The organism is Pseudarthrobacter sp. MDT1-56 (assembly GCF_059383555.1).
The window spans coordinates 81078-105187 of record NZ_JBWZCK010000008.1; the positions used below are offsets into that span (position 1 = coordinate 81078).

Consider the following 24110-nt stretch of genomic DNA (forward strand, 5'->3'; position numbering starts at 1 on the left):
GAAGGACCACCGCGTGCAGTACACGCAATTGGGCCGGTCCGGCCTGAAAGTCTCCCGTCTCTGCCTGGGAACCATGAACTTCGGGCCGCAGACCGAGGAAACAGATGCCCGTTCCATCATGGACTCAGCGCTGGAGTCGGGCATCAATTTCTTTGACACCGCGAACGTCTATGGCGGCTCCGGCCACCGGGGCCGCACAGAGGAAATCCTGGGCCGCTGGTTCGCCACGGGCGGCGAACGCCGGGAGCGGACTGTGCTGGCGACGAAGCTCTACGGCACCATGGCGGACCGGCCCAACGAGTCCAGGCTTTCCGCGCTGAGCATCCGCCGTGCCCTGGACGCGAGCCTGAAACGGCTGCAGACGGACTACATCGACCTCTACCAGTTCCACCACGTGGACCGGATGACGCCGTGGGATGAAATCTGGCAGGCGATCGACGTCGCGGTCCAGCAGGGCAAGATCCTGTATTCGGGCAGCAGCAACTTCGCCGGCTGGCACATCGTCCAGGCGCAGGAGGCTGCCGCACGCCGGCACAGCTACGGACTCGTCAGCGAACAGTCCATCTACAACCTGCTGACCCGCAACGTGGAACTGGAGGTCATTCCGGCCGCACAGCAGTACGGGCTGGGTCTCATCCCGTGGTCGCCCCTGCAGGGTGGACTGCTGGGCGGGGTGCTGAAGAAGGGGCGCGACGGCGTGCGCCGCGCCGAGGGCCGGTCCCTCGCGACCCTCGATAAACACCGGGAACAGATCCGCCAATTCGAGGATTTCGCCGGCGAGCTCGCCCGCGAACCCGGGGAGGTCGCGCTGGCCTGGGTGCTGCACCAGCCCGCCGTGACCGCTCCGATTGTAGGCCCCCGCACCCGGGAGCAGCTTGAGTCGGCCCTCCGCGCCCTGGACCTGACGCTCGACGCCGTCGCGCTCCAGCGGTTGGACCTCATGTTCCCGGGGTACCGGACCGCGCCGGAGGATTATGCGTGGTGACGGTGCGCTGCGCCAATTGAACCCGTCCCGGCCAGTCCGGACGGCCTAAAAAGAGTCGCGCCGCGGAATGCTTTCCTCCACGGAGTGGCTCTTTTATGCTAAGCATGATTAGTATTAGGGCAGAAGGATGAAGCGCACTCGGCAACCCGGGTGTCTCCTCAATGAAAGAAGAAGGAACAACAAAAATGGGTTTTTTTGCATTTCTGATTCTGGGCCTTATCGCCGGCGCAATCGCTAAGGCAATCCTCCCCGGCCGGCAGGGCGGTGGCATTTTCATCACCTTGCTGCTCGGCGTCGTCGGCGCCATCCTGGGTGGCTGGATTGGCGGACTGCTGTTCGGCACTGGCATCAACGAGTTCTTCTCGCTGTCGACCTGGCTCCTGGCCATCGGCGGTGCGATCATCGTCCTGCTCGTTTACGGCATGATCACCAAGCGTTCAGCCCGCTAAAGCTGACGCGACCGAAAGCCGGTCCCGGGATTTTTCCCGGGGCCGGTTTTTTGGCACACGGCGTCACCACGCCTTAACAACCGCCACATTTTTAGAGCAGCACCGAGGAGCAGGAGTACAGCATGAAAGGCAAAGTTCTTTTTGGAGCCGGAATCGCCGCAGGCTACGTTCTTGGGTCACGGTCCGGGCGGGAAGCCTACGAGAAGCTCAAGGCACGGGCGGCAGCCCTTTGGGAAAGCCAGCCGGTCCAGGACAAAGTGACGGCGGCGACCGAAGCAGTAAAGGAAAAGGCACCCGAGGTCTCTGAACAGCTCGGCGAGGCGGCCCGGCGCGCCGGGACGGTCATCGGTTCAGCCGTCCGCCGTGACAACTCCCCCGCCGCGGCAGCAGGCGTTGGAAAGCCGAACGACGACGACGCGGCTGCCGGCATCCCCGCGCACAGCACGCATCCGGAGACCGTGAACCTTGGGACCTCGTCCGCGTCTGCTGCTTCCGCCGCCGCCGACGTCGAGTCCGACCCGGCGCTGAACGACCAGCACGGGCAGGACTGGTCCGACGAAGGCGGGGCCACCCCGGCCGGAGCCGCGACCAACGTGGATCCCGACAAGGTTTCCTAGCTACACCGGGCCCGTCGGCCGTGCCGTCGCGCCAACCGCGGCTGTTCCGATCACCACCGTGGCGTCCAGCTCTCCGGAGCTGGACACCCGGGCCGTGAGTCCGTTGCGGATGAACAGCACGACGGTCCGCGATGCCTGCCGCCGGCTCGTCTCGATCAGCAGGTGGCCGCCCGGCGCCAGCCATTGCAGTGCCGCGGCGGCCACCCGCTGCTGGACCTGCAGCCCGTCTGTGCCGCCGTCGAGGGAAACCCGCGGCTCGTGCAGGCGGGCTTCCTGCGGCATGGTGCCGATTTCCGCGGTGGGAACGTACGGGGCGTTGACGGCAAGAAGATTGACCTGCCCGAGCAGCCGCGCCGGGAGGGCCTCGTAAAGGTCCCCTTCGTGGACGGCACCGCCAAGCGGAACGATGTTGCGGGCCGCGCACCGCACCGCGGCGGGGTCGATGTCGGAGGCGTGGAGCTCCAGGGGGCCCGCCAGCGCCGCCAGCGCGGTGCCGACCGCCCCTGATCCGCAGCACAAGTCGACGACCACCGGCGCGCGCCCGGTGCCGCCGGTGTCGGCCAGGAGCCGCGCGGCCTGCTGGACCAGATGCCCGGTGCGGCGGCGGGGCACAAAGACGCCCTCATCCACTTCGATCCGACGTCCGCAAAACTCCGCCCAGCCCAGGATGTGCTCGAGCGGCAGTCCGGAAACGCGCCGCTCCACGAGGGCTTCGAGCTGATCCGGGGTCGTGGCCGCGGCGGCCAGCAGCCGGGCTTCCTCCTCAGCGAAGACGCATCCGGCGGCCCGCAGCCGCAGGATAACCGCGGGCCGGGGCGCAGGCAGAGCTGTCATGCGCCCCCTTTTCCGCTGATGGTGCCGGAATCTCATGCTATCGAAGTGGCAGGATGACACCATGGCCACCCAACGAATCGCCGCCGCAGCTTCCCTGCCAGTTCCGCCGGACGCCGTCCCCGCGGACGAGTTGATCTGGACCGGTTGTTACACCGCGGATGGCGGCGGCCGCGGCACCGGAATCGGGGCCCTGCGTGCAGGCACTGACGGAACGCTAAGTTGGCTGGGGGTCGCCGCCGCGGCGGACTCGCCGTCGTTCCTCGCGGTGCACCCCACCCTTGACGTGGTCTATGCCGTGGGCGAGGCGGCGCAGACCGTCACGGCGTACCACCGGTCCGGCGACTTCGGCCTGGCACCCCTGGGCCGTGACTGGCCGGCCGGAGACGCCGCCTGCCATGTCGCCGTCGACCCGCAGGGCCGCTTCCTGGTGGTGGCCTGTTGGGGCGACGGCCAGGTCCTGCTGTACGAGCTGGACGACGACGGCGGCATCTCGGCAAGGTTCGCGGCGGCCGCCTCGAGGCTGGCCGGGCGTCCCAGCCGCGCCCACGCCAGCCTGATGCTCGACGACGGCAGGGTGCTGACCACCGACCTCGGGCACGACCTCCTGCGGGTCTGGAACTATGTGCCCGCGCAGGGGCTGCAGCTGGACCACGAACTGGCCCTCCCCCGGGACAGCGGCCCCCGGCACCTTGTCCAGCACCCCAGGGGCACTGTGCTGGTGGTGACCGAGTACTCGATTGAGATTGCCGTGCTGCAGCGGTCCCGGGAATCCGGGAGATTCAGCCTGGCCGGCGTGGTCCCGGCGACCGCAACGGGTGCCCTTCCCGGGGACTCAGCGGCGGAGATTGCCCTCGCCGCGGACGGGAGGCACGCCTACGTCGGCGTGCGGGGGTCCAACCGGATCAGCGTGCTTGAGGTGGATGCGGGCGGCAGCGTCGTCCAGCCGGTGGCCGACGTCCCCAGCGGCGGTGACTGGCCCCGGCATCATCTGGTCCGGGACGGCTGGCTGCATGTGGCGCACGAACGCTCCGGGGACGTGGTGACGTACCCGCTGGATCCGGAGAGCGGACTCCCCGGCGAAGCCGTGGGCAGGCTGGACGCGGCTTCCCCCACCGCGCTGGTCCCGGCGGGGGACATGCCCAGTCGTCGCGCCGAACACCGGGCATAAGGCACCATGTCCAGCCTTCCCCGCACCGGGAGGGCATGTCCCCCGGTCCCGCGGTCCAGATAGTAGATTTTTCTGACCATTCGCTGGAATAACTTCAGTGCAAGCGCTTACAGTTGTGACTTGGCTCTCAGTAGTCTCTCTCCGCATCTCCCTTCACAGAGGCAACGTCGCTAACCGGAAGGTCTCCATCGTGTTAATCCGCAGTACCAGCATGGGCAAAGCGCCCGCGCCCAGCCACCGGCCGTGGCGTACCGTATTTCTCCGCGGTGGGGCCGCCGTGACGGCGGCGCTCGTGACCGCGGCAGCCGCCGTCGTCATCCCGGTGCAGCCAGCGCAGGCGGCACCCGCCCCGGACGGCCCGCGGGCGGTCCACTCGCTCCGCGGCCCGGTCACGGACGAGCATTTCTATTTTGTGATGGCGGACCGCTTCAACAACGGCAGCACCGCCAACGACGACGGCGGCCTCGGCGCCGACCCGATGGTCTCCGGCTTTGACCCCACCCGGAAGGGCTTCTACAACGGCGGGGACCTCAAAGGACTGCGGGAGAAGATCGACTACATCCAGGGCCTCGGCACCACTTCCATCTGGCTGACCCCGAGCTTCAAGAACAAAGCGGTCCAGCCGGAGGACAAGTCCGCCGGTTACCACGGCTACTGGATCACCGACTTCACCCAGATCGATCCGCACCTGGGCACCAACGAGGAGCTGAAAATGCTCATCGACGAGGCCCATTCCCGCGGCATGAAGGTCTACTTCGACATCATCACCAACCACACCGCGGACGTGATCGGCTACGCGGGCGAGGCGGGCCGTGCCGCCTACATCTCCAAGGACGCCGACCCCTACCTGACCGCCGCCGGCGTCCCCTTTGACGACCGCGACTATGCCGGCACGGGGGGCTTCCCGGCCCTGGATGCGGCGACGTCCTTTCCCTACACGCCGGAACTGGCGCCCGGGGAAGAGAACCTCAAGGTCCCCGAATGGCTCAACGACCCGACGCTCTATCACAACCGCGGCGACACCACGTTTGAAGGCGAGAACTCGTTCTACGGGGACTTCTTCGGCCTCGATGACCTGTTCACGGAGCACCCCCGGGTGGTCGACGGAATGGCCGACATCTACAAGGACTGGATCCGGGACTTCGGCGTGGACGGCTTCCGGATCGACACCATGAAGCACGTCAACGACGAGTTCTGGCAGAAGTTCGGCCCGGAAGTCCTCGACTACGCCAAAGCCCACGGCAAGGACGAGTTCTTTATGTTTGGCGAGGTCTTCGACACGTCAAAGAGCTTCACCTCGCAGTTCACAACCCGCAACAAGATGCAGGCCGTGCTGGATTTCCCGTTCCAGGACGCCGCACGCAACTTCGCCTCCCGGGGCCAGGCCGCGAAGGGCCTGGAGACCTTTTTCGCCGGGGACGACTGGTACACCGATGCGGACTCTAACGCCTACCAGCTGCCCACCTTCCTGGGGAACCACGACATGGGCCGGATCGGCAGCTTCATCACGGCCGACAACCCCCAGGCGGACGACGCCGAACGCGTCGCCCGCGACCGGCTCGCCCATGAGCTGATGTACTTCTCCCGCGGCAACCCGGTCATCTATTACGGTGACGAACAGGGATTCACCGGCCCGGGCGGGGACCAGGATGCCCGCCAGACGCTGTTCGCGAGCCAGGTCCCGGACTATCTCGACGACGACCTTCTCGGCACCGACGCCACCCACGCGACGGACAACTTCGACCCGGCCCACCCGCTGTATACCGGCATCAGCACCCTCGCCGCGCTGACGGCGGAGCACCCGGCGCTGCGCAACGGCGCCCACCAGAACCGCTACGCCTCCGAAGAGTCGGGCATTTACGCCTTCACCAGGATCGATGCCCGGGACCAGCGCGAGTACGTGGTTTCGGTCAACAACAGCGGGCAGCCCCAGACAGCGGCCGTGCCGACCTATGTTGGCAAGCGGACGTTCAGCCGGATCTACGGGGATGCCCCGGCGGAATCCAAGACCGATGCTAACGGCAACCTCACCGTGACGGTGCCGCCGCTCTCCGCCGTTGTGTACGAATCCTCCGGCCGCATCCCGCGCTCCAAGACTGCCCCCGCCGTCGCGCTCCAGGATCCGGCACCCGCCGCCGGGGACAACGGACGCCTGCGGATCGGAGCCGACGTCGGCGGCAGTTCGTTCTACGAGGTGACCTTCCAAGCACGCACCGCCGGCGGCGCCTGGGCGTCGATCGGCACCGATGACACCGCCCCCTACCAGGTCTTCCACGACGTCGCCGCGCTGAACGCCGGAACTGACGTGGAGTACCGCGCGGTGGTGCTGGACAACGGCGGACAAACCTCCGTAAGCCAGCCCCGCACTGGCACCGTCCCTGCCCCGGCCCTGAGCCTGGTGGCCCCCAAAGAGGGAAGCAGCGTCAACGGCAAGGTCGAGGTCAGTGCGGTCGCCAGCCCGGAAAAAGCCGACTACCTCGTCCGCTTCGAGCGCAGCATCAGCGGCGGCGAATGGTCGAAAATCGGTGAGGACAGCTCCTCCCCCGCCTACACCACCGTCGACGATCTGGGCACGCTGGCCCTGCCGGACGGCACCCAGCTCCGCTACCGGGCGCTGATGAGCGTCCCCGGTGCGGGCGGAGTGGTCAGCGAGACCCGCACCGTTGTGGCCGGAGAGCTTCCGCAGCCCGCTTCGGTTACCGTGGCCGGCAGTCTCAACTCGGAAATGGGCTGCCCGGGTGACTGGCAGCCCGAATGCCCGAGCGCCTTCATGTCCCTGGATCCGGTCGACAGGATCTGGCGGCTGACCGCGGACCTGCCTGCCGGCAACTACGAGTTCAAAGCCGCCCTCAACGGATCCTGGACCGAGAACTACGGTGCGGGCGGAGCGCTGAACGGCAACAACATCACGCTGAACCACCCCGGCGGTCCGGTCACCTTCCGCTATGACAACAGCACGCACCTGCTCAGCGCCGGGTACGCCTCGCAGCAGCCGGGGGCCGTCGCGGCCGCCGGCGACATGAACTCGGAACTGGGCTGCGCGGGTGACTGGATGCCGGACTGTGACCTGGCCCAGCTGGCCCTCGACCCAACGGACCTGGTCTGGAAGCTGACCACGACGCTACCGGCCGGCAGCTACGGGTTCAAAGCGGCCCTCAACCGGTCCTGGACGGAGAACTATGGTGCCGGCGGCATCCCGGGCGGCGGGAACGTCAACTTCACGCACGACGGCGGGCAGATCACCTTCCGTTACGACCATGTCAGCCACCTGATCCGCGCCGACTAATCAGCACCCCGAGGGCCGGAACGCACTCTCGGTGCGTTCCGGCCCTTGTGGTTCAAGGCCCGTGCAGCGGCCCGTCCCGCGGGACATGCCCAGCCCCCGCACCGGACACTGGACATAACCGCATCATGCCCAACCCTCCCCGGACCCGGAGGGCATGTCCCCCGGCAGGTCAGCGCCTTGCCGCGGCCCATTCCAGCAGCCGGTCCAGGGGCCAGCTGCTCACGATCCGCTCCGCCGGCACGCCGTTGCGCTCCGCGCGCTCGGCGCCGTACTGCAGGAAATCGAGCTGGCCCGGGGCGTGGGCGTCGCTGTCGATGCTGAATAGGCAGCCGGCGTCGAGGGCCACCTCGATTAGGGCTCCCGGCGGGTCCTGGCGTTCGGGCCGGGCGTTGATTTCGACGGCGACGTTGTGCTCCGCGCAGGCGGCGAAGACCTTCCGGGCGTCGAACTCCGACGGCGGACGCGTTCCCCGTCCCCCTTGGATGAGACGTCCGGTGCAGTGGCCCAGCACGTTCATGTGCGGGTCCTCGATCGCGCCGAGCATCCGCCGGGTCATGGTCCGCTTGTCCGCGCGAAGCTTCGAGTGCACGCTCGCGACCACGATATCCAGCTGGTCCAGCATCTCCGGGGTCTGGTCCAGGCTGCCGTCCTCGAGGATGTCAGCCTCGATGCCGCGCAGGAGGCGGAACCCGCCGTCGTTGCGGGCATTGATCTCCGCGACGATCTCGAGCTGCTCCGCCAGCCGCTCGGCACTGAGCCCGTTGGCGATCTTGAGGTTGGGCGAATGGTCGGTCAGCGCGAGGTACTCGCGGCCCAGCAGCCTGGCGGCGTCCACCATGGCCTCGATCGGGGATCCGCCGTCGGACCAGTCGCTGTGGCTGTGCAGGTCGCCGCGCAGCGAGGCAAGCAGCTCATGCCCTCCCGGCACCAGCGGCCGGGCTCCCCGGCTTCGCAGTCCGCCCAGGTACTCCGGCACCTCTCCGTCGAGCGCCTCGCTGATGACCTGGTAGGTCCGGTCGCCGATCCCCTTGGTCCTCCTGAGCCGGCCGTCCGCAGCCCGGGCGGCCAGGTCCACTGGCGCCAGTCCGGCAATGATTCCGGCGGCTTTTCGGAACGCCTGGACCTTGAAGGTCGGGGCAAGCTCGCGTTCGAGCCAGAAGGCAATCTCGTTGAGGGCGTCGACGGCATCCATGGCACCATCTTGCACCTCCCGCCGCCGCTCGGGGAGCCCTTGCGCCGCCCTGTTGCCGTGCCGTTCCGGGCACCGGGGGCCGCGTTCTGAGAGACTTGTCCCGACCGGGGCCTGATCCGGTGAGGAACTACGCCAGCGGTCCGTGGGGAGGGCCGCTCCGGCAGCAGGGAATCTTCAAGTGATGGTGCTTCTCGACCGGTCAACGCTCATGGTGGTCTTCGCCGTGATGACGCTGACCATGCTGGTCCTTTTCTACTTCGACACCTACCGCCAGAGCCGGGCTCCCTTTGCCGGCTGGTGGTGCGGGGCCGTCGCCTCCTTTTTCCTGGCCGCCACGTTCTACTTCATGGGTGAAGTGCAGTCCGTGACCTGGGCACCCAGTGTGGGGAACGGTGTGATGGTGCTTGGCTCCGGCTGCGTCTGGGCCGGGACCCGCTCGCTGGCCGGCCGGCGGATCCGGCCCTGGCTGTTGGGGATCCCGGCGACGGCGGCCGTCGCCATCGATGCCACCGTACGCTCCACCGACAATGCCCGCCTCGGCAGCATCGCCCTCCTCGCGATGATGGGGGCCGCGATCGGCCTTGCATCCCTGGAACTGTGGCGTGAGCGGGCAGATTCCTGGCACCTTGTCCGGTCCCTCGCCGTTGCAACGGCCGGCTGTGCCGCCTATTACCTGAGCCGGACGGTGGGACTGGCGGTGCTCGGCCCGGAGGATCCGCTGTTCCAGGTGCTGTTCGGCACCGGCGTGACCCTGCTGATGGCCATGGTCCTGCTGGTGGTCGTCTCGTCCAGCATCACCTCGCTGAGCTACGCCCGCCGGACCGAGGACCTGCAGGAGCTGGCCTACCGTGACGGGCTGACCGGGCTGCTGAACCGAGTGGAATTCACGCACCAGGCCCAGCGCAGGCTCCGGGCCAACCTCGCAGCCGGTGTCGACACCGTGATTGTGATGGCGGACCTGGACCGTTTCAAAGCCATCAATGACCGCTTTGGGCATGACGCGGGCGACGGCGTCATCCGGGCTTTCGCCGACGCCTGCCGCTTGGCCGTGCGCGACGCGGACCTTGTGGCCCGCTACGGCGGGGAGGAATTTGCGCTGCTGCTCGACGGCGTCAACGCTGAAGAGGGCGTCCGGATCGCCGGCCGGATCAATGCCTCGCTGGCCGAGCACAGTTCCCTGCCCGCTGGAGTGGCCGCGCCGACGGCGAGCTTCGGCGTCGTCGACGCTCGTGACCGGAACGCGGGGCTGCAGCGTCTCCTCCGGGAAGCCGACCGGGCCCTGTACAACGCCAAGGCGGACGGGCGCAACCGGGCGGTGGTCGGATTCACTGCCGCGGGGACCCAGTCGAGCTGAGCTGTCCGCAGCAGTCAGCGCGCGCGGGCCAGCTTCGCTGCGAGCTTTCCGGCAGCGGCCGCCGTAGGCCGCGCCGAGGGGTCCATGGTGGTCATGGCGGTCAGCAGCGACACCCAGGCCGTTCCGAGGCCCGCGGGGATCCCGGGGTTCCGGAGGGTCCGCGCCACCAGGGACTCCATCAGGCTGCCCGGGAACGCCTTGGCCCCGGTGAGGCACTCAAGCAGCACCAGGCCGAGGGAATAGACGTCGCCGGGCGCACCGGGCTGCCGGCCTGCGGCCTGCTCCGGGCTCATGTAGTGCACTGTGCCGGAGGAATCGCCCGGCTGCAGACTGGCGCCGGCAGGGGTGGAGATACCGAAATCTGCGATCCGGACCGCGGAACGCCGGAGTCCGCTGAGCAGGATATTGGCGGGTTTGATGTCCCGGTGGACCAGCCCGCGAGCGTGGACATATGCCAGCCCGGACAGTGCTGCGGCCGCCCAGCGCGCCACGTCGGCGGGTGCGGCAGGGCCGCTGCGGATCCGCTCGGAAAGGCTTCCGCCGTAAGCAAGTTCCTCAACGATGAAGGGCCGCCCGGCCCACTGCTCCCCCGCCGGAACCACGCCTTCAGCAATGAAGGTGACGATCGCGGGATGATTGAGTGCGGCCAGGATGCGCGCCTCGGCGTGGATCCTGTCCGCCTGCCGCGGCTCGGGACCCTCGGCGAGCTTGATGGCGACGGGCCGGCCGTCGGACAGGTCCGTGCCGCGGAACACTGTGGCGGTGGCGCCCCGGCCCAGCAGTTCCTGGACGAGGAACCGCCTGGCGGGATCGTCCGGGAGCGCCAGCACCCTGGCATGGAGTCCGGCGGCGGGAACTGAAGAGAAGGTGCCGGCGGGCCGCTCCGCCAGGGCCACTGCCGCCGGCGGGGTCAACGGCTGAGCTCGGACAGGCTACTGGACGTGTGCACCATTCCGTCCAGCTGGAAGCCACAACCGCAGCGCCAGAGCGGCGGCAGCTCTGCCGCGGCGTCGGCCGGCGCGAAGGAGTATACGGACATGGTGGCCGACATAGGCGTCTTCCACTCCATGGGCATTCCGCAGTGGACCGGCGCGGCCTGGGACTGCACGGGAGGCACGGAGGCGGGTGCCAGTTCAGCCACGGCGCCGCCGGAAAAACACGTATCAGACATAGTTAGTAAGCATACATATAACTAGTCAGGCTAGCTAGTTACCTGCCTGGTTATTCAAGGGGGTGGTTCGGGAGTTCGGCAATGGCTTCACTCATCCGCCGCAGGAAGCTGACCACGATCCTCGCCTCCTCCGCACTCAGGCCCTCCGCGACGGCCATCATGCTGCGGTGCATGTCCCCCAGCGTGGCCCGCACCTCCGCATCCGTGGCCACCGTGGGAACGATCACCAGCGAGCGCCGGTCCGTGGGGTGGGGCTCGCGGCGGACGTGGCCGCTGCTCACAAGGCGGTCGATCAATGAGGTAGTGGAGGCCGTGGTGATGCCCAGGACGCGGCTGAGGTCCTTGGGCCCGACCCGTTCGCCACTGGTCTGGGACCGCAAAAGATACCTCAGCGCCAGCAGGTCCGTCTCGCCCATCCCCATGGAATCCCTCGTGGAGCGCCGCCGGGCGACTTCCACGTTGCGGTATTCGCGCAACGCCTGCAGCACTGCGCCGGGCGGGTCGAGCCTGTCGTCGGGTCCATACCAGTACCCGGAACCGGAGGGGCTGTGCGCGTTCATCCGGCAATCCTAGCTGAACTGATTACTAGTCCATCGTGCGGTTTCGCAAAGCTTTCAGCTGTTCTTCAAAAGGGCGACGTCGGAAACCAGATCGATGTGCTCCAGCATTGCCGCAGCAGCCGCCGCGGAATCCTGTTCCCGGATGGCGTCGGCGATCTTGCGGTGCGAAGCGAGCGACTGCTCCGGGCGGCCTGGCTGCCCGAGCGATTCGAGGCGCGTCTCCAGGATCATGCCCGCAATGAACGTCATCAGTTGGGCCAGCACGGCCGAGTGAGCCGCAGCGGTCACGGCCTGGTGAAAGAGCTCGTCGCCCCGCGCGCCCTTGGCGCCGGAGGCCACTTCTTCCGCCATGGCATCGAGCGCCTTGTCGATGGCCTTCATGTCGTCCTTGCTCCGCCTCGCGGCGGCGAGCTCGGCAAGCTTCACCTCGAGCGTGCTCCGCGCCTCAACGATCTCCGGCAGCCGGCTTCGGTGCTCACGGAGGCCCTTGATCACCGACGGAACATTCGGGCGGTATACCAGCACCGCGCCGGTGCCGTGCTGGACATCGATCACGCCCAGCACTTCCAGCGCCACGAGGGCCTGGGCCAGCGTCGCCCGCGAAACGCCGAGCCGCTCGGCAAGTTCACGCTCCGGGGGCAGGGTATCGCCGGGGCCCATCTGCGCAGCCTCAATGTACTCCATGATCTGTTCCACAAGCTGTTCATAGAGACGAGGGCGCGAAACCCTGGAAATCTGGTGAGGTGCTGGCATCTTCGGCATGAGCTTCCTTTCGGCAAGGGCTTCACACCCAGACTACCGGAGAACTATTGACAAGGACACTTAGTGTCTAGGAGGCTAGGCCAGTGATCCAATTCACAACACCTTTCTATCCGGAGGAACGAAGATGTCCGCTCCAGTCCTGTCCATCATCATTCTGGCGGTGATGTTCCTCCTGGCTACGGTGCTGCCCCTCAACATGGGTGCCCTGGCCTTCGTGGGGGCCTTCCTGCTCGGTTCGGTCGTACTCGGGATGTCCACCAACGACATCCTTGCCAACTTCCCCGGCGGCCTGTTCCTAACAATCGTCGGCGTGACGTACCTGTTCGCGATTGCCCAGAACAACGGCACCATTGACCTGTTGGTCCGGGGCGCGGTGCGGATGGTGGGCAGCAAGGTGGCCCTCATCCCCTGGGTAATGTTCGCCATCACCGCGGTGATTACCGCAGTTGGCGCGCTCTCGCCCGCCGCCGTCGCCATCATCGCGCCAATCGCCCTGAGCTTCGCCGCCAAGCACAAAATCAATCCGCTCATGATGGGCATGATGGTGATCCACGGCGCGCAGGCAGGTGGGTTCTCCCCCATCGCCGTCTACGGCGTCACCGTTAACGGCATCATCGCCAAGACTGAGCTGGAAGCCAACCCTATGGCGATCTTCCTGGCCAGCTTCATCTTCAACCTCGCCATAGCCCTCGTTCTGTTCATCGTCCTCGGCGGAAGCAAACTCCTGTCCAGCACCGGCGGCCGCCTCGTGGAGCAGGCTGCTGAAAAGCGCATGTCCGTCAGCATTGGTGCCCGCGTGGCCGGCGTCACGCTGCAGGGCTCCGGATCGGACATTTCCGCGGCCGGCGTTTCGTCGAAAGGCACCTCGGGCGGCTCCGGGGAGATGTCGGCGTCCGGTTCTTCCTCGGCCGAACCACAGGCAGCCGACGGTTCCCGCGCGTCCTTGCCGCAGCTGGTCACCGTCCTGGGGCTGATCGCTTTGGCGGTCATCTCCCTCGGTTTCAAAGTCGACGTCGGCTTCGTCTCCATCACCATCGCCATCATCCTGGCCCTCGTATCCCCGGCAGCCCAGAAGGGCGCCGTCAACAAGATCAGCTGGTCCACTGTGCTCCTGATCTGCGGCATGCTCACCTTCGTGGGCGTCCTGGAAGAAGCCGGCACCATCAAGTTCGTGTCCGACGGCGTGGCCCAACTGGGCATGCCGCTGTTGGCGGCCCTGCTGATCTGCTACGTCGGAGCCGTGGTGTCCGCTTTCGCGTCCTCCACCGCCATCCTCGCGGCCCTGATCCCGCTGGCTGTGCCGTTCCTGGCCACCGGTGATATCGGCGCCGTCGGGGTCATCGCCGCCCTCGCCGTGGCCTCCACGATCGTCGATGTCTCCCCGTTCTCCACCAACGGCGCCCTGGTGCTCGCCAACGCCCCCGAAGACGTGGACAAGGAGAAGTTCTACAAGCAGATTCTGGCGTACAGCGGGATCGTCGTCGCTGTCGGACCCGCCATCGCCTGGCTGGTCATGGTGGTCCCGGGCTGGATGTAGCCCGCCCCTTCAGCCCGCCCTACACCGCAAAATAGAGGACTGCCACCATGAGCACTGAACCAACTTCCCGCCCCGAAGGCCCGCTGTCGGGCTACCTGGTAGTGGACCTGAGCCGCGCCCTCGCCGGCCCGCACGCCGGCATGATGCTGGCCGACCTCGGCGCCCGGGTGATCAAGGTCGAGAACCCCGGCACAGGGGACGACACCCGCGGCTGGGGGCCGCCGTTCGTCGGTCCCGAAGACGATCCCCAGGCCACGTACTTCTTGTCCTGCAACCGCAACAAGGAATCCATCGCCCTGGATTTGAAGAGTGATGACGGGAGGACCGTCCTGCGCGAACTGCTGGAACGCGCGGACGTCGTCATCGAGAACTTCCGCCCCGGCGTTCTGGACCGGCTGGGCTTCTCCGCCGCGGAAATGCACGCGCTGAACCCGGCGCTGGTCGTGCTGTCCATCACCGGTTTCGGGCACGACGGCCCGGAATCCCGGCGCAGCGGCTACGACCAGATCCTGCAGGGCGAGGCTGGGCTGATGTCCCTGACCGGGTCCGGTCCGGACGATCCCCAGCGGGTGGGCGTGCCCATCGCCGACCTGCTGTCCGGCATGTACGGGGCGTTCGGAACCCTGGCCGCACTGCTGCAGCGCGAACGGACCGGGCAGGGCCAGATCGTCCGCACGTCCCTGCTGGCGGCGCTGATCGGCGTCCACGCCTTCCAAGGCACCAGGGCCACGGTCGCCGGTGAGGTCCCCAAGGCCCAAGGGAACCATCACCCCTCCATCGCCCCCTACGGGTTGTTCCACTGCCGGCAGGGCCGCGTGCAGATCAGTGTGGGCAGCGAAAAGCTGTGGAACTCATTCGCCTCCACCTTTGGAATCGACGCCTCTCGGCCGGAATTTGCCACCAACGCGGACCGGGTTCGCAACCGCGAGAAAGTCATCGAAGAAATCGAGCACGCATTCTCCGACTTCGAGGCCGAACCCCTGCTGGCCAAACTCAACGACGCCGGCATCCCGGCCGGCAAAGTCCGCAGCCTGGACGAGGTCTATGAGTGGGAGCAGGTCCATTCCCAGGGGCTCGTGATCGACGTCGAGCACAAAATCCTGGGCACCGTGAGCCTTCCCGGTCCGCCGCTGCGCTTCTTCACAGCGGCCGACACCGCAGAAACCACACTCAAAACGCACATCGCGCCGCCCCTGCTGGACCAGGACGGAGATCAGATCCGGCAGTGGCTCGGGCTTAATCCCACCAAGGCCTCCTCCCCGGACCAGGAGGGTCACTGAGCGTGCGGTCAGAACAGAAGGCCCGACACCTGGACGCGACGGAACTCATCAGTGCCGTGTTGGATCCAGGCTCCTACCGGAGTTGGGACATTCCGGTAGCGGACCCTGACCCGAGTCCGGAGTACCGCGCGGAACTGGCGGTCGCCCGCGAAAAGACAGGCCTCGACGAGTCCGTCCTCACCGGCGAGGGCCTCATCCGCGGCCGCCGTGTGGCCGTGATCGTCAGCGAGTTCCGCTTCCTCGCCGGCTCCATCGGGCTGGCTGCAGCGGAACGCATCGCCAGCGCCGTCGAACGCGCCACCGGCGAAGGGCTCCCGCTGCTGGCCGGTCCCGCCTCCGGGGGCACTCGCATGCAGGAAGGAACCCTGGCTTTCCTGTCCATGGTCAAGATCAGTGCGGCCGTCCGCGCCCACCGGCAGGCCGGACTGCCGTACCTCGTCTACCTCCGGCACCCCACCACCGGCGGCGTCATGGCGTCGTGGGGATCGCTTGGCCACATCACCGTGGCCGAGCCCGGTGCCCTGCTTGGCTTCCTCGGCCCCCGCGTCTATGAGGCCCTGCATGGCACACCTTTTCCGGAGAACGTCCAGGTGGCTGAAAACCTCTTCGACAAGGGACTCGTCGACGCGGTGGTGCCGCCTTCGCAGCTGTCCGACGTCGTCGACCGTGCGCTCAGCATCCTGGTCACCGGCCCGGACTCTCGCGTCGCCGCGCCGCGCACCCTCACCGTGAAACCCTCAGCCGCCGGTGCCTGGGAGTCCATCGAGATCTCCCGCAATCCGCACCGCCCCGACCTGCGCCAACTGCTCGCCTACGGCGCGCGCGATGTGCTGCCGCTCAACGGCACCGGGCAGGGGGAAAAGGATCCGGGCCTGCTGCTGGCACTGGCCCGCTTCGGCCAAAAGTCCTGTGTGGTCATCGGGCACACCCGGCCCCGGCCCTCCCGGCAGACGGCCATGGGACCGGCGTCGCTCCGGGAGGCCCGGCGGGGAATGCGGCTCGCCGAGGAACTCGGCCTGCCGCTGCTCACCGTCATCGACACCGGAGGAGCGGCCCTGTCCAAGGAAGCCGAGGAAGGCGGCCTGGCTGGTGAAATCGCGAGGTCACTGCACGACATGATTGGGCTGCAAACGCCCACAGTGTCAGTGCTGCTTGGCCAGGGTGCCGGCGGTGGCGCCCTGGCCCTCCTGCCGGCGGATCGGACCATCGCGGCCCAGCATGCCTGGCTCTCCCCGCTGCCGCCGGAAGGCGCCAGCGCGATCGTCCACCGGAGCACCGACTTTGCCCCGGCAATGTCCGAGGCCCAAGGCGTCAACGTGGCATCGCTCTACGCCAACGGACTCGTCGAACACGTCGTGGACGAACGCAGCGACGCCGCGCTCGAGGCCAGGGCATTCTGCCAGCGGCTCGGGCAGGCCATCGAATACGAACTCGCCACCCTCTCCCTGGCTCCCGTGGCCGAGCTCCTCCCCCGGCGGCTGCACAAGTACCGGCACCTTGGCAGGCTGGTTGTCAGCAACAGCGTTATCTAAGGGGTTGGTCGTTCGACTTTGCGGGGTCCATGGTTCGGCTCGGGTGTCCGGACCTGATGCAGCGGGGTCCCCGCAAAGTGGTTAAAACAGAAGCAGGCCAGAGGCAATATGCCTCTGGCCTGCTCCGCGGGTGGGCCCTGTGGGGATCGAACCCACGACCCACGGATTAAAAGTCCGATGCTCTACCAACTGAGCTAAAGGCCCCGGCCGAAGCCCCGAAACAACGGATAAATCCGCTGCTCAAGGGCCGATCAGCCCAGTCCATTTCTGGACGTTAATACTGTACCCCAGAACCGGGGCGGGTTTTTGCACCGGGCAGGGAGGCCGCCGTCGCGCGCCGGGGCAAGGGTCCTCCGCCGGCCCTGCCCCCGCTCTGCGCCCGCTGAGGCGCCGACCATCCGTACGCTCGATTCCCCGACAGCACTGGAGTAGCGTGGTGGCATGAGCGAGCAAGCAGGATCCAGCGCCCCCGGACCGCACCGGCACCACAAGCCGAAGCCCTTCGCGCCTATTGACTTTGAGCCCTTTGCAGGCGGGGCCGATCCTGCCCGCATCTCCGAAGCCGCCCATCTTGCCGCCCAGGCCCTCGTGCGCCGCGGACGCGACAGCGACGACCCCGTCGTGACCAAACGGCTGGTGAAGCTCGCCGATGAACAGGGCCTGGAAGCCATCGCCGAGATGTGGGCCGAAAGCCCGGCACGCTCCCTCCCCGGAGCCCTCTGGCGCCTGTACGCCATCCGCGCCGCCACCATCCAGGATCCCGAGCGGATCTCCGTCTATTTCAAGGCCGGCAAGGACACCGCTCAGGTATCGCACGTGGTCGCCGGTGCCGCCGAGCCGCCCGGAGCGGACGAGATGAAGTCGATGGCGGACGCCATCCTGTCCGGAGCGTTCGACGGCGAGTTCGACGTCGCGCTGGAGCGCTCCGCCGCGTTCTGCCGAGTGGTGGCGCTGGGCCAGGCCACCCTCGCGGACGGCGCCGAGCACAGCAATGAGACCCACGCGAGCAAGCTCACGCGCAACTCGCACCTCCTGGTCAAGACCGCCGAGGACCTCGAGCATGCCGCCAACGCCTGGCGCCTGGGCGAGCTCGACTGAGTTTCCCGCACGCCACCCGGACACCCGGTAGGCATGCCACCCCCGGACTGTCAATGTTGACTTGTGCCGAACCTCGTAGAAAACTAAAAGCGGTGCCGAACCGCGAAACCCCCGGGCTTCAACATCTAGCCGCCTAGAGCGGCCTACCGCCGAGAGGCGTATCCGGTTCGGCACCATTTTCATGCCCGCTGCGCACCCACGTGGCCGGACCCGCGGGCGGCCCCCGTTCCGGCCGTGTCCACCAGCCCACCGTCATAAATCCGGGGGCCGCCGGAGCGCTTTCCCGGCGCTTTCGGGCCGGACGGTAAAGTAATCCTCATGCGCGGGTCACCCTCACCACACACGCCCGGCAGCCACCCCCCGTGCACCTCCCTCCCGAAGACCGGTAATCACACGTGAAGCTGCGCCTTTTCCCCCAGGAGCCCGCCGGGCTGAACCTCCTCGCCCAGCTGGCGAGCCAGATTGTCCTGGCCACGGGCACCCTGTCGGAGATCCTTGGCGCCCCGGCCAGTGAGAACGCCCGGCTGGTGGAGGACATGCACAACCATGAGGCAAAGTCCGCGGAGCTGCACTTCGCGCTGCTGACCCACATGCGGACCTCCTTCGTGAACCCCCTCCCCCGTGAGGACATGTATGCCCTTTCCCGGTACCTCACCGAGGCGATGGAAAAACTCAACGCCGCCGCGGACCTGGTGTCCCTGTACAAACTGGACCGGCTGCCCAAACGCGCCGCCGACCAGCTGGAAATCATCAGCAGGCAGGCCGAACTCACCGTGGACGCCATGCGGCGGCTGGACAACCTGGACGATCTCGAGGACTACTGGATCGAGGTCCTCCGCCTGTCCAAGCGCGCCGAGCGCTCCCACCGGGTCTGGGTGGCGGACATGCTCAACGAAATGAAGTCGACGCGGTACGCACGCACCCGGGACATCGCCGAGCAGCTGGTCGACGTCACCAGGGACCTGCGAAAGGTCGCGACCCAGGTAGGCAGCATCATCGTCAAGGAATCCTGACGTGATCATCTTCCTGTTTGCCCTGGTGGTGGTCTTCGCCGGGGCATTCGCCTTCCTGAACGGCTTCAGGGACGCCTCGGCGGCGGTGGCACTGGCCGTCCGGACCCGGGCCCTCACCCCCACCGTCGCAGTGCTGCTGGCCGGTTTCTTCAACTTCATCGGCGCCGGACTGAGCGCCGGGCTGGCCCTCGCCATCAGCCAGACCTGGGTGCAGCTCCCCCCAGGGGAAAACGGTCTGACCATCCTGCTGGCGGGCCTGGTCAGCGCCGTGATCTGGGGAATCTACACCTGGTGGCGCGGCATCCCGTCGTCCTCGACGCACGCCCTCGTGGGCGGGCTGGCCGGGGCCGGCATCGCAAGCGTAGCTGTCGGCGGGAACGCCGTCGGGGGCGTTGACACGTCCCTGCTCTTCCAAGTGGTGTTTCCGCTGCTGCTCTCACCCCTGATTGCGTTCATCGGCGCCTACCTGCTGGTCTGGCCCGCGACCTGGGCCGCACGGTACACGCCGCCGAACGTGGTCAACAGCCGCTCGCGGAGGGCCGAGAGCATAGCCGTGGGCGCCGTGGCGTTGGCCCACGGCCTGCAGGACGGCCAGCGCACCAGCGCCGTCCTGATCCTTGCGCTGCTGGCGTCCGGGCTGTCCGATGGCAGCGAGATGCCAATCTGGGTGGCACTGTTCACCGCGACACTGCTGACCGTCGGGACCCTGGCCGGCGGCTGGCGGATCTCCTACACCATCGGCTACCGGATGATCCGGATGGATCCCCTGCGCGGCTCGGTGGCCCAGCTGTTCAGCTCGGTCATCCTGCTGGTGGGCGCCATCGGACTGCACTGGCCCATCTCCACCACGCACACTGTCACGTCAGCCGTGCTGGGCGCCGGCACCAACCAGGGGTTCCCCGCCACGAACCGGAAGGTGGTGATCCGGGTGCTGACGTTCTGGGTGATCACGCCGGCGGTCACCGCAGCAGCGGCCTTCGTGGTGGCACTGTCCTTGTCCCCGCTCGCGGAGCTCTAGCGGCCCGCCGCTTGGCCCCGCCGGGTGGCTCCGTCGTTTGGAACCGTCGATTGCTCCACAAGTGCCCTTTTGAGGGCTCAAAAGGGCACTTTCGGAGCAGTCGATGAGGTTATCCGAAGCGGCCGGAGACGTAGTCCTCGGTGGCCTTCTGGGTCGGGTTGCTGAACATGGTATGGGTATCACCGTATTCGATCAGCCGGCCCGGCTTTCCGGTGCCCGCGATGTTGAAGAACGCCGTCTTGCTCGACACCCGGGCGGCCTGCTGCATGTTGTGGGTCACGATCACCACGGTGTACTGGTCCTTGAGCTCGTTGATGAGGTCCTCAATGGCAAGCGTGGAGATCGGGTCCAGCGCGGAGCACGGCTCGTCCATCAGGATGACCTGCGGCTCCACGGCGATGGCCCGGGCGATGCAGAGCCGCTGCTGCTGGCCGCCGGACAGCCCGGAGCCGGGCTTGGCCAGCCGGTCCTTGACCTCGTTCCAGAGGTTGGCGCCCTGCAGGGAGCGTTCCACCAGCACGTCGGCCTCACCCTTGGAGATTTTCTGGTTGTTGAGCTTCACGCCGGCCAGCACGTTGTCGCGGATGGACATCGTGGGGAACGGGTTGGGCCGCTGGAACACCATGCCGATCTGCGCGCGGACGGTGACCGGGTCCACGCCGGGGCCGTACAGGTTGTCGCCGTCGAGCAGCACCTCACCCTCGACGCGGGCGCCGGGGATCACCTCATGCATCCGGTTCAGGGTGCGCAGAAAGGTGGACTTGCCGCAGCCGGAGGGCCCGATGAAGGCCGTGACGGACTTGGCGTCGATGTTGATGTTGACGTCTTCGACGGCCAGGAATTTTCCGTAGTAGACGTTCAGGTCCTTGACGTCGATGCGCTTAGACATGATGTTCCTTCACTTGCTGGAGGTACGGGCTGAAGATTTTGGGTCCCCGGTGCCGGGCTAGCGGCCGGTCTTGGGGGCGAACATGCGGGCTATCAGGCGGGCGCCGAGGTTGAGCAGCATCACCAGGATGATGAGGACCAGGGCGGCTCCCCAGGCCCGCTGCGAGGACGGGTCCGGGTTGGACGGCGAGGTGGGGTTGAGGATCTGCGTGTAGATGAAGGTCGGCAGCGAGGCCATCCAGCCGCTGAACACGTTGGCGTTGATCGAGGTGGCGAAGCCCGCGGTGACCAGGATCGGGGCGGTTTCGCCGATCACCCGGGCGATCGCGAGGGTGACGCCGGAAGCGATGCCGGAGATCGCCGTGGGGATGACCACCTTGAGGATGGTCCGCCACTTGCGGACGCCCAGGGCGTAGGCCGCTTCGCGGAGTTCGTTCGGGACGATCTTGAGCATCTCTTCGCTGGAGCGGACCACCACGGGGATCATCAGCACGGAGAGCGCGACGGCGGCGACGGCACCGGTTTTGGTTCCCGGTCCGACGATGGCGAAGAAGAACGCCGCCGCGAACAGGCCGGCCACGATCGAGGGGATGCCGGTCATGACGTCTACGAAGAAGGTGATGGCGCGGGCAAGCGGGCGGTCGTTGCCGTACTCCACGAGGTAGACGGCGGTGAGCAGGCCCACCGGCACCGAGATTACGGTCGCCATCGCCGTGATCAGCATTGTGCCGATCAGGGCGTGGAAGATGCCGCCGACCACCGGGGCGCCTTCCTCGACGGTCTTGTTGTCAAAGGCGCCGGTGACGCCGTTCATCGAGGTCGAGAGGAAGCCGGGGTCCGTGAGTCCCGGCAGGCCGTTGACCAGGACCGTCCAGATCACGGAGAACAGGGGCAGCAGCGCAACGAGGAACGCGCCCACCACAAGGCAGGTGGCCAGTTTGTCCTTGGCGCGGCGTGAGCCTTCCAAGGCGGCGCTCCAGCCGACGAGGCCGACGGCGAAGATGATCGCCGAGACGAGTCCCCAGCCGAGGGGGTTGAAGCCGATCAGGGCCAGGATCGCTGCGCCGAGCACCAGGGCGATGCCGAGAACCAGGTAGGGGGCCCACTTCGGGAGCTGGCCCTTGGTCAGGGCCGAGCGCTTCTTGACGGGGGTCAGGGTGGCGGTCATTTAGTTGGCTCCCGAGAATTCTTTGTGCCGGCTGATGATCCAGCGCGCGACCATGTTTACGCCGAGGGTGATGACGAACAGGACCAGGCCGGCGGCAATCAGCGTGTTGACCTTCAGGCCGCTGGCCTCAGGGAAGTTCAGCGCGATTTCGGCGGCGATGGTCTGGTTGCCGGACTGGATGAGGCTCGCGGTCAGTGCGCCGGAGGACAGCACGAGCGCAACGGCCATGGTCTCGCCGAGGGCGCGGCCCAGGCCCAGCATGACGGCACTGATGATTCCGGGGCGGCCGAAGGGCAGCACGGCCATCCGGATCATTTCCCAGCGGGTGGCCCCGAGGGCCAGGGCGGCTTCTTCGTGCAGCTTGGGGGTCTGCAGGAAGATCTCCCGGCTCAGCGAGGTGATGATGGGCAGGATCATGACGGACAGCACGATTCCCGCGGTCAGGATGGTCTTTCCCGTGGCCGAGGCCGGGCCCTGGAAGATGGGCAGCCAGCCCATGTTGTTGGCCAGCCAGTTATAGGCAGGGGAGATCTCCTTGGCCAGGAAAGCGGCGCCCCAGGCACCGTAGACCACGGAGGGGATCGCGGCCAGCAGGTCGATCACGTAGCCCAGGCCGGAGGCGAGCTTGCGCGGGGCGAAGTGCGAGATGAAGAGCGCGACGCCGATCGCGACCGGCGTCGCGATCACGAGGGCGATGACTGCCGCGATCAGGGTGCCGATGACGATCGGCCAGATGTAGGCGAAGAAGCCTTCGCCGCCCTGGATCTCGTCCGGGGAGGCCACGAGGGCGGGGATTGCCTGGATGAGGAGAAAGAGCGCTACTCCGAAGAGCACGGCCAGGATCAGGCACCCAGCGGCCAAGGTGGCTGCGGAAAAGACCTTATCGCCGGCGCGGCCTGCGCCCCGGGACGTGGTCAGGGAGGTGGTGGTCACTTCACGATCCTTCAGATCTTTGTGTACTTCGGACAAACACATTGGTTCCCTGCCCCGGTGTGGCCGTCGGTGACAGCCGGACCGGGACAGGGAACCAGTAACAGGCTGGTGTTTCCACTATGCCTGTCAGCGCTAGGGATCCCTAGGACTTGACCTTGATGGACTCAATGGACTTGAGGGCCTTGTCCTGCAGGGTCTTGGACAGCGGAGCGGACTTGGCGGCATCAGCGGCCGCGGTCTGACCGGCGTCGGAGACGACGTAGCTCTCGAAAGCCTTCACGAGGTCCACGGTCTTCTGGTCAGCGTAGGTGCTGCAGACGACGTGGAAGGAAACCAGCACGATCGGGTACGCGCCCTCGATGGTGGTGGTGCGGTCCAGCTTGATGGAGAGGTCGTTGGCGTTGCGGCCTTCAACCGGCTTGCCGGCGTCGACTGCCTTGGCGGCAGCCTCGGCGGAGATCTTCGTGAAGGTCTCGCCCACCTTGATCTGCGCTACGCCCAGCTTGCCGCTCACGGCGGAGTCATCGGCGTAGGTCACGGCGCCCGGGGTGTCAGTGACGGTCTTGACCACACCGGAGGTGCCCTTGGCGTTCTCGCCCTGGAGGGCGGCCGGCCAGACACCGGAGGCCTTGTCGGTCCATGCCTCGGGGGCTGCGGCGGCCAGGTACTCGGTGAAGTTGGTGGTGGTGCCGGAGTCATCCGAGCGGTTCACGGGGGTGACTGCGAGGTCCGGGAGCGTGGCGTCGGGGTTCAGGGCAGCGATCGCGGGGTCGTTCCAGGTGGCGATCTCGCCGCGGAAGATCTTGGCGACCGTGACGGCGTCGAGGTTCAGTTCCTTGACGTCGGGCAGGTTGAAGGCCACGGCAATCGGGGAGATGTAGACCGGGAGGTTGAGGGCGCCGTCGGGGCCACACTGGGTGGTGGAGCTCGCGTACTCTTCGTCCTTGAGGTAGGCATCGGAGCCGCCGAACTGGGCGGATCCGTCCAGGAGTGCCTTGCGGCCCGCACCGGAACCGTCCGGGGAGTACTGCACGGTGGCGCCCTGGTTCGCGGAGGCGAAGTTGGTCTTCCATGCGTCCATGGCGGCACCCTGTGCGGAGGAGCCGATGCCAGTCAGCGTGCCCGAAACCTGTGCGCCGGAAGCGGCGGGGGTGGCAGGAGCGGTGCCCGTTGCGTTGTCCGAGCCACAGGCGGTCAGCGCGAGAGCGCCGGCTGAGATGACAGCGATAGCCGCGTGGCGGCCGAAGCGGAGTGCCTTCACTTAG

General features: G+C 67.2%; 22 protein-coding genes and 1 tRNA gene. 12 read left to right on the forward strand and 11 right to left on the reverse strand.

The window, feature by feature from the left end; genetic code table 11:
• The first annotated feature begins 13 nt into the window (after positions 1-13).
• From AC50YC_RS12535 to AC50YC_RS12545, 3 genes are all read left to right on the forward strand, one after another.
• Positions 14-985, forward strand: a complete 972-nt coding sequence (locus AC50YC_RS12535) for an aldo/keto reductase (RefSeq protein WP_494953840.1) — start codon at positions 14-16, stop codon at positions 983-985.
• A 185-nt stretch (positions 986-1170) separates the two neighbouring features.
• Entirely contained in the window at positions 1171-1434 is a 264-nt protein-coding gene (locus AC50YC_RS12540) for a GlsB/YeaQ/YmgE family stress response membrane protein (RefSeq protein ID WP_494953841.1), read from the forward strand.
• 122 nt (positions 1435-1556) lie between these two features.
• Entirely contained in the window at positions 1557-2051 is a 495-nt protein-coding gene (locus AC50YC_RS12545; protein WP_494953842.1) for a hypothetical protein, read from the forward strand.
• Here the strand turns inward: AC50YC_RS12545 and AC50YC_RS12550 are convergent, their stop codons facing one another.
• The gene (locus tag AC50YC_RS12550) at positions 2052-2885 is read right to left on the reverse strand and encodes a putative protein N(5)-glutamine methyltransferase (protein WP_494953843.1); all 834 of its coding nucleotides are present in this window, start codon (positions 2883-2885) and stop codon (positions 2052-2054) included.
• Positions 2886-2946: 61 nt separating this feature from the next.
• Here AC50YC_RS12550 and AC50YC_RS12555 point away from each other — a divergent pair, with 61 nt between their 5' ends.
• Both AC50YC_RS12555 and AC50YC_RS12560 read left to right on the forward strand, forming a co-directional pair.
• Entirely contained in the window at positions 2947-4053 is a 1107-nt protein-coding gene (locus AC50YC_RS12555; RefSeq protein WP_494953844.1) for a lactonase family protein, read from the forward strand.
• 211 nt (positions 4054-4264) lie between these two features.
• Positions 4265-7339, forward strand: a complete 3075-nt coding sequence (locus AC50YC_RS12560) for an alpha-amylase family glycosyl hydrolase (RefSeq protein ID WP_494953972.1) — start codon at positions 4265-4267, stop codon at positions 7337-7339.
• A gap of 169 nt (positions 7340-7508) precedes the next feature.
• Here AC50YC_RS12560 and AC50YC_RS12565 read toward each other — a convergent pair whose 3' ends face one another.
• The gene (locus AC50YC_RS12565) at positions 7509-8531 is read right to left on the reverse strand and encodes a PHP domain-containing protein (RefSeq protein ID WP_494953845.1); all 1023 of its coding nucleotides are present in this window, start codon (positions 8529-8531) and stop codon (positions 7509-7511) included.
• A 181-nt stretch (positions 8532-8712) separates the two neighbouring features.
• Here AC50YC_RS12565 and AC50YC_RS12570 point away from each other — a divergent pair, with 181 nt between their 5' ends.
• On the forward strand, positions 8713-9885 hold the full coding sequence (locus tag AC50YC_RS12570; RefSeq protein ID WP_494953846.1) for a GGDEF domain-containing protein: 1173 nt from the start codon (positions 8713-8715) through the stop codon (positions 9883-9885).
• A gap of 14 nt (positions 9886-9899) precedes the next feature.
• Here AC50YC_RS12570 and AC50YC_RS12575 read toward each other — a convergent pair whose 3' ends face one another.
• The 4 genes from AC50YC_RS12575 to AC50YC_RS12590 are packed head-to-tail and all read right to left on the reverse strand — an operon-like array spanning position 9900 to position 12378.
• The gene (locus AC50YC_RS12575) at positions 9900-10799 is read right to left on the reverse strand and encodes a serine/threonine-protein kinase (protein WP_494953847.1); all 900 of its coding nucleotides are present in this window, start codon (positions 10797-10799) and stop codon (positions 9900-9902) included.
• Positions 10796-11056 (reverse strand): hypothetical protein, encoded by a 261-nt coding sequence (locus AC50YC_RS12580; RefSeq protein ID WP_494953848.1) that lies wholly within the window; start codon positions 11054-11056, stop codon positions 10796-10798. Before AC50YC_RS12580 ends, AC50YC_RS12575 begins: the two co-directional genes overlap by 4 nt.
• A 50-nt stretch (positions 11057-11106) precedes the next feature.
• On the reverse strand, positions 11107-11616 hold the full coding sequence (locus AC50YC_RS12585; protein ID WP_494953849.1) for a MarR family winged helix-turn-helix transcriptional regulator: 510 nt from the start codon (positions 11614-11616) through the stop codon (positions 11107-11109).
• 54 nt (positions 11617-11670) lie between these two features.
• Positions 11671-12378: a FadR/GntR family transcriptional regulator gene (locus AC50YC_RS12590; protein WP_494953850.1), complete on the reverse strand. Its 708-nt coding sequence runs from the start codon at positions 12376-12378 to the stop codon at positions 11671-11673.
• 124 nt (positions 12379-12502) lie between these two features.
• On the opposite strand from AC50YC_RS12590, the gene AC50YC_RS12595 reads away from it, so the two are divergent.
• From AC50YC_RS12595 to AC50YC_RS12605, 3 genes are read left to right on the forward strand one after another with little or no spacing between them, the layout of a single operon-like run.
• A complete protein-coding gene (locus AC50YC_RS12595) occupies positions 12503-13915 on the forward strand; it encodes an SLC13 family permease (RefSeq protein ID WP_494953851.1) in 1413 nt (470 codons plus the stop codon).
• A gap of 47 nt (positions 13916-13962) precedes the next feature.
• A complete protein-coding gene (locus tag AC50YC_RS12600) occupies positions 13963-15195 on the forward strand; it encodes a CaiB/BaiF CoA transferase family protein (RefSeq protein WP_494953852.1) in 1233 nt (410 codons plus the stop codon).
• A 2-nt stretch (positions 15196-15197) separates the two neighbouring features.
• Positions 15198-16727, forward strand: a complete 1530-nt coding sequence (locus AC50YC_RS12605; RefSeq protein ID WP_494953853.1) for a carboxyl transferase domain-containing protein — start codon at positions 15198-15200, stop codon at positions 16725-16727.
• A gap of 131 nt (positions 16728-16858) precedes the next feature.
• Here AC50YC_RS12605 and AC50YC_RS12610 read toward each other — a convergent pair.
• Positions 16859-16931, reverse strand: a tRNA-Lys gene (locus tag AC50YC_RS12610).
• Positions 16932-17168: 237 nt separating this feature from the next.
• On the opposite strand from AC50YC_RS12610, the gene AC50YC_RS12615 reads away from it, so the two are divergent.
• The 3 genes from AC50YC_RS12615 (at position 17169) to AC50YC_RS12625 (ending at position 19856) form a co-directional block, all read left to right on the forward strand.
• Positions 17169-17825, forward strand: coding sequence for a hypothetical protein (locus AC50YC_RS12615; protein WP_494953854.1), 657 nt, complete (start codon positions 17169-17171; stop codon positions 17823-17825).
• Between the two features lie 395 nt (positions 17826-18220).
• Entirely contained in the window at positions 18221-18838 is a 618-nt protein-coding gene (locus tag AC50YC_RS12620) for a DUF47 domain-containing protein (RefSeq protein ID WP_494953855.1), read from the forward strand.
• Position 18839: 1 nt separating this feature from the next.
• Positions 18840-19856 (forward strand): inorganic phosphate transporter, encoded by a 1017-nt coding sequence (locus AC50YC_RS12625; protein WP_494953856.1) that lies wholly within the window; start codon positions 18840-18842, stop codon positions 19854-19856.
• 109 nt (positions 19857-19965) lie between these two features.
• On the opposite strand, the gene pstB is transcribed toward AC50YC_RS12625, so the two are convergent.
• The 4 genes from pstB to pstS all read right to left on the reverse strand — a co-directional run bounded on the left by pstB (position 19966) and on the right by pstS (position 24106).
• Positions 19966-20745 carry a phosphate ABC transporter ATP-binding protein PstB gene (gene pstB, locus AC50YC_RS12630; protein ID WP_354171883.1) on the reverse strand — a complete coding sequence of 260 codons (780 nt, stop codon included), beginning with the start codon at positions 20743-20745 and terminating at the stop codon, positions 19966-19968.
• 57 nt (positions 20746-20802) lie between these two features.
• On the reverse strand, positions 20803-21912 hold the full coding sequence (gene pstA, locus AC50YC_RS12635) for a phosphate ABC transporter permease PstA (RefSeq protein WP_494953857.1): 1110 nt from the start codon (positions 21910-21912) through the stop codon (positions 20803-20805).
• Positions 21913-22845 (reverse strand): phosphate ABC transporter permease subunit PstC, encoded by a 933-nt coding sequence (gene pstC, locus AC50YC_RS12640; protein WP_494953858.1) that lies wholly within the window; start codon positions 22843-22845, stop codon positions 21913-21915. It lies immediately after the preceding gene.
• 142 nt (positions 22846-22987) lie between these two features.
• The gene (pstS, locus tag AC50YC_RS12645; RefSeq protein ID WP_494953859.1) at positions 22988-24106 is read right to left on the reverse strand and encodes a phosphate ABC transporter substrate-binding protein PstS; all 1119 of its coding nucleotides are present in this window, start codon (positions 24104-24106) and stop codon (positions 22988-22990) included.
• Positions 24107-24110 lie beyond the last annotated feature (4 nt).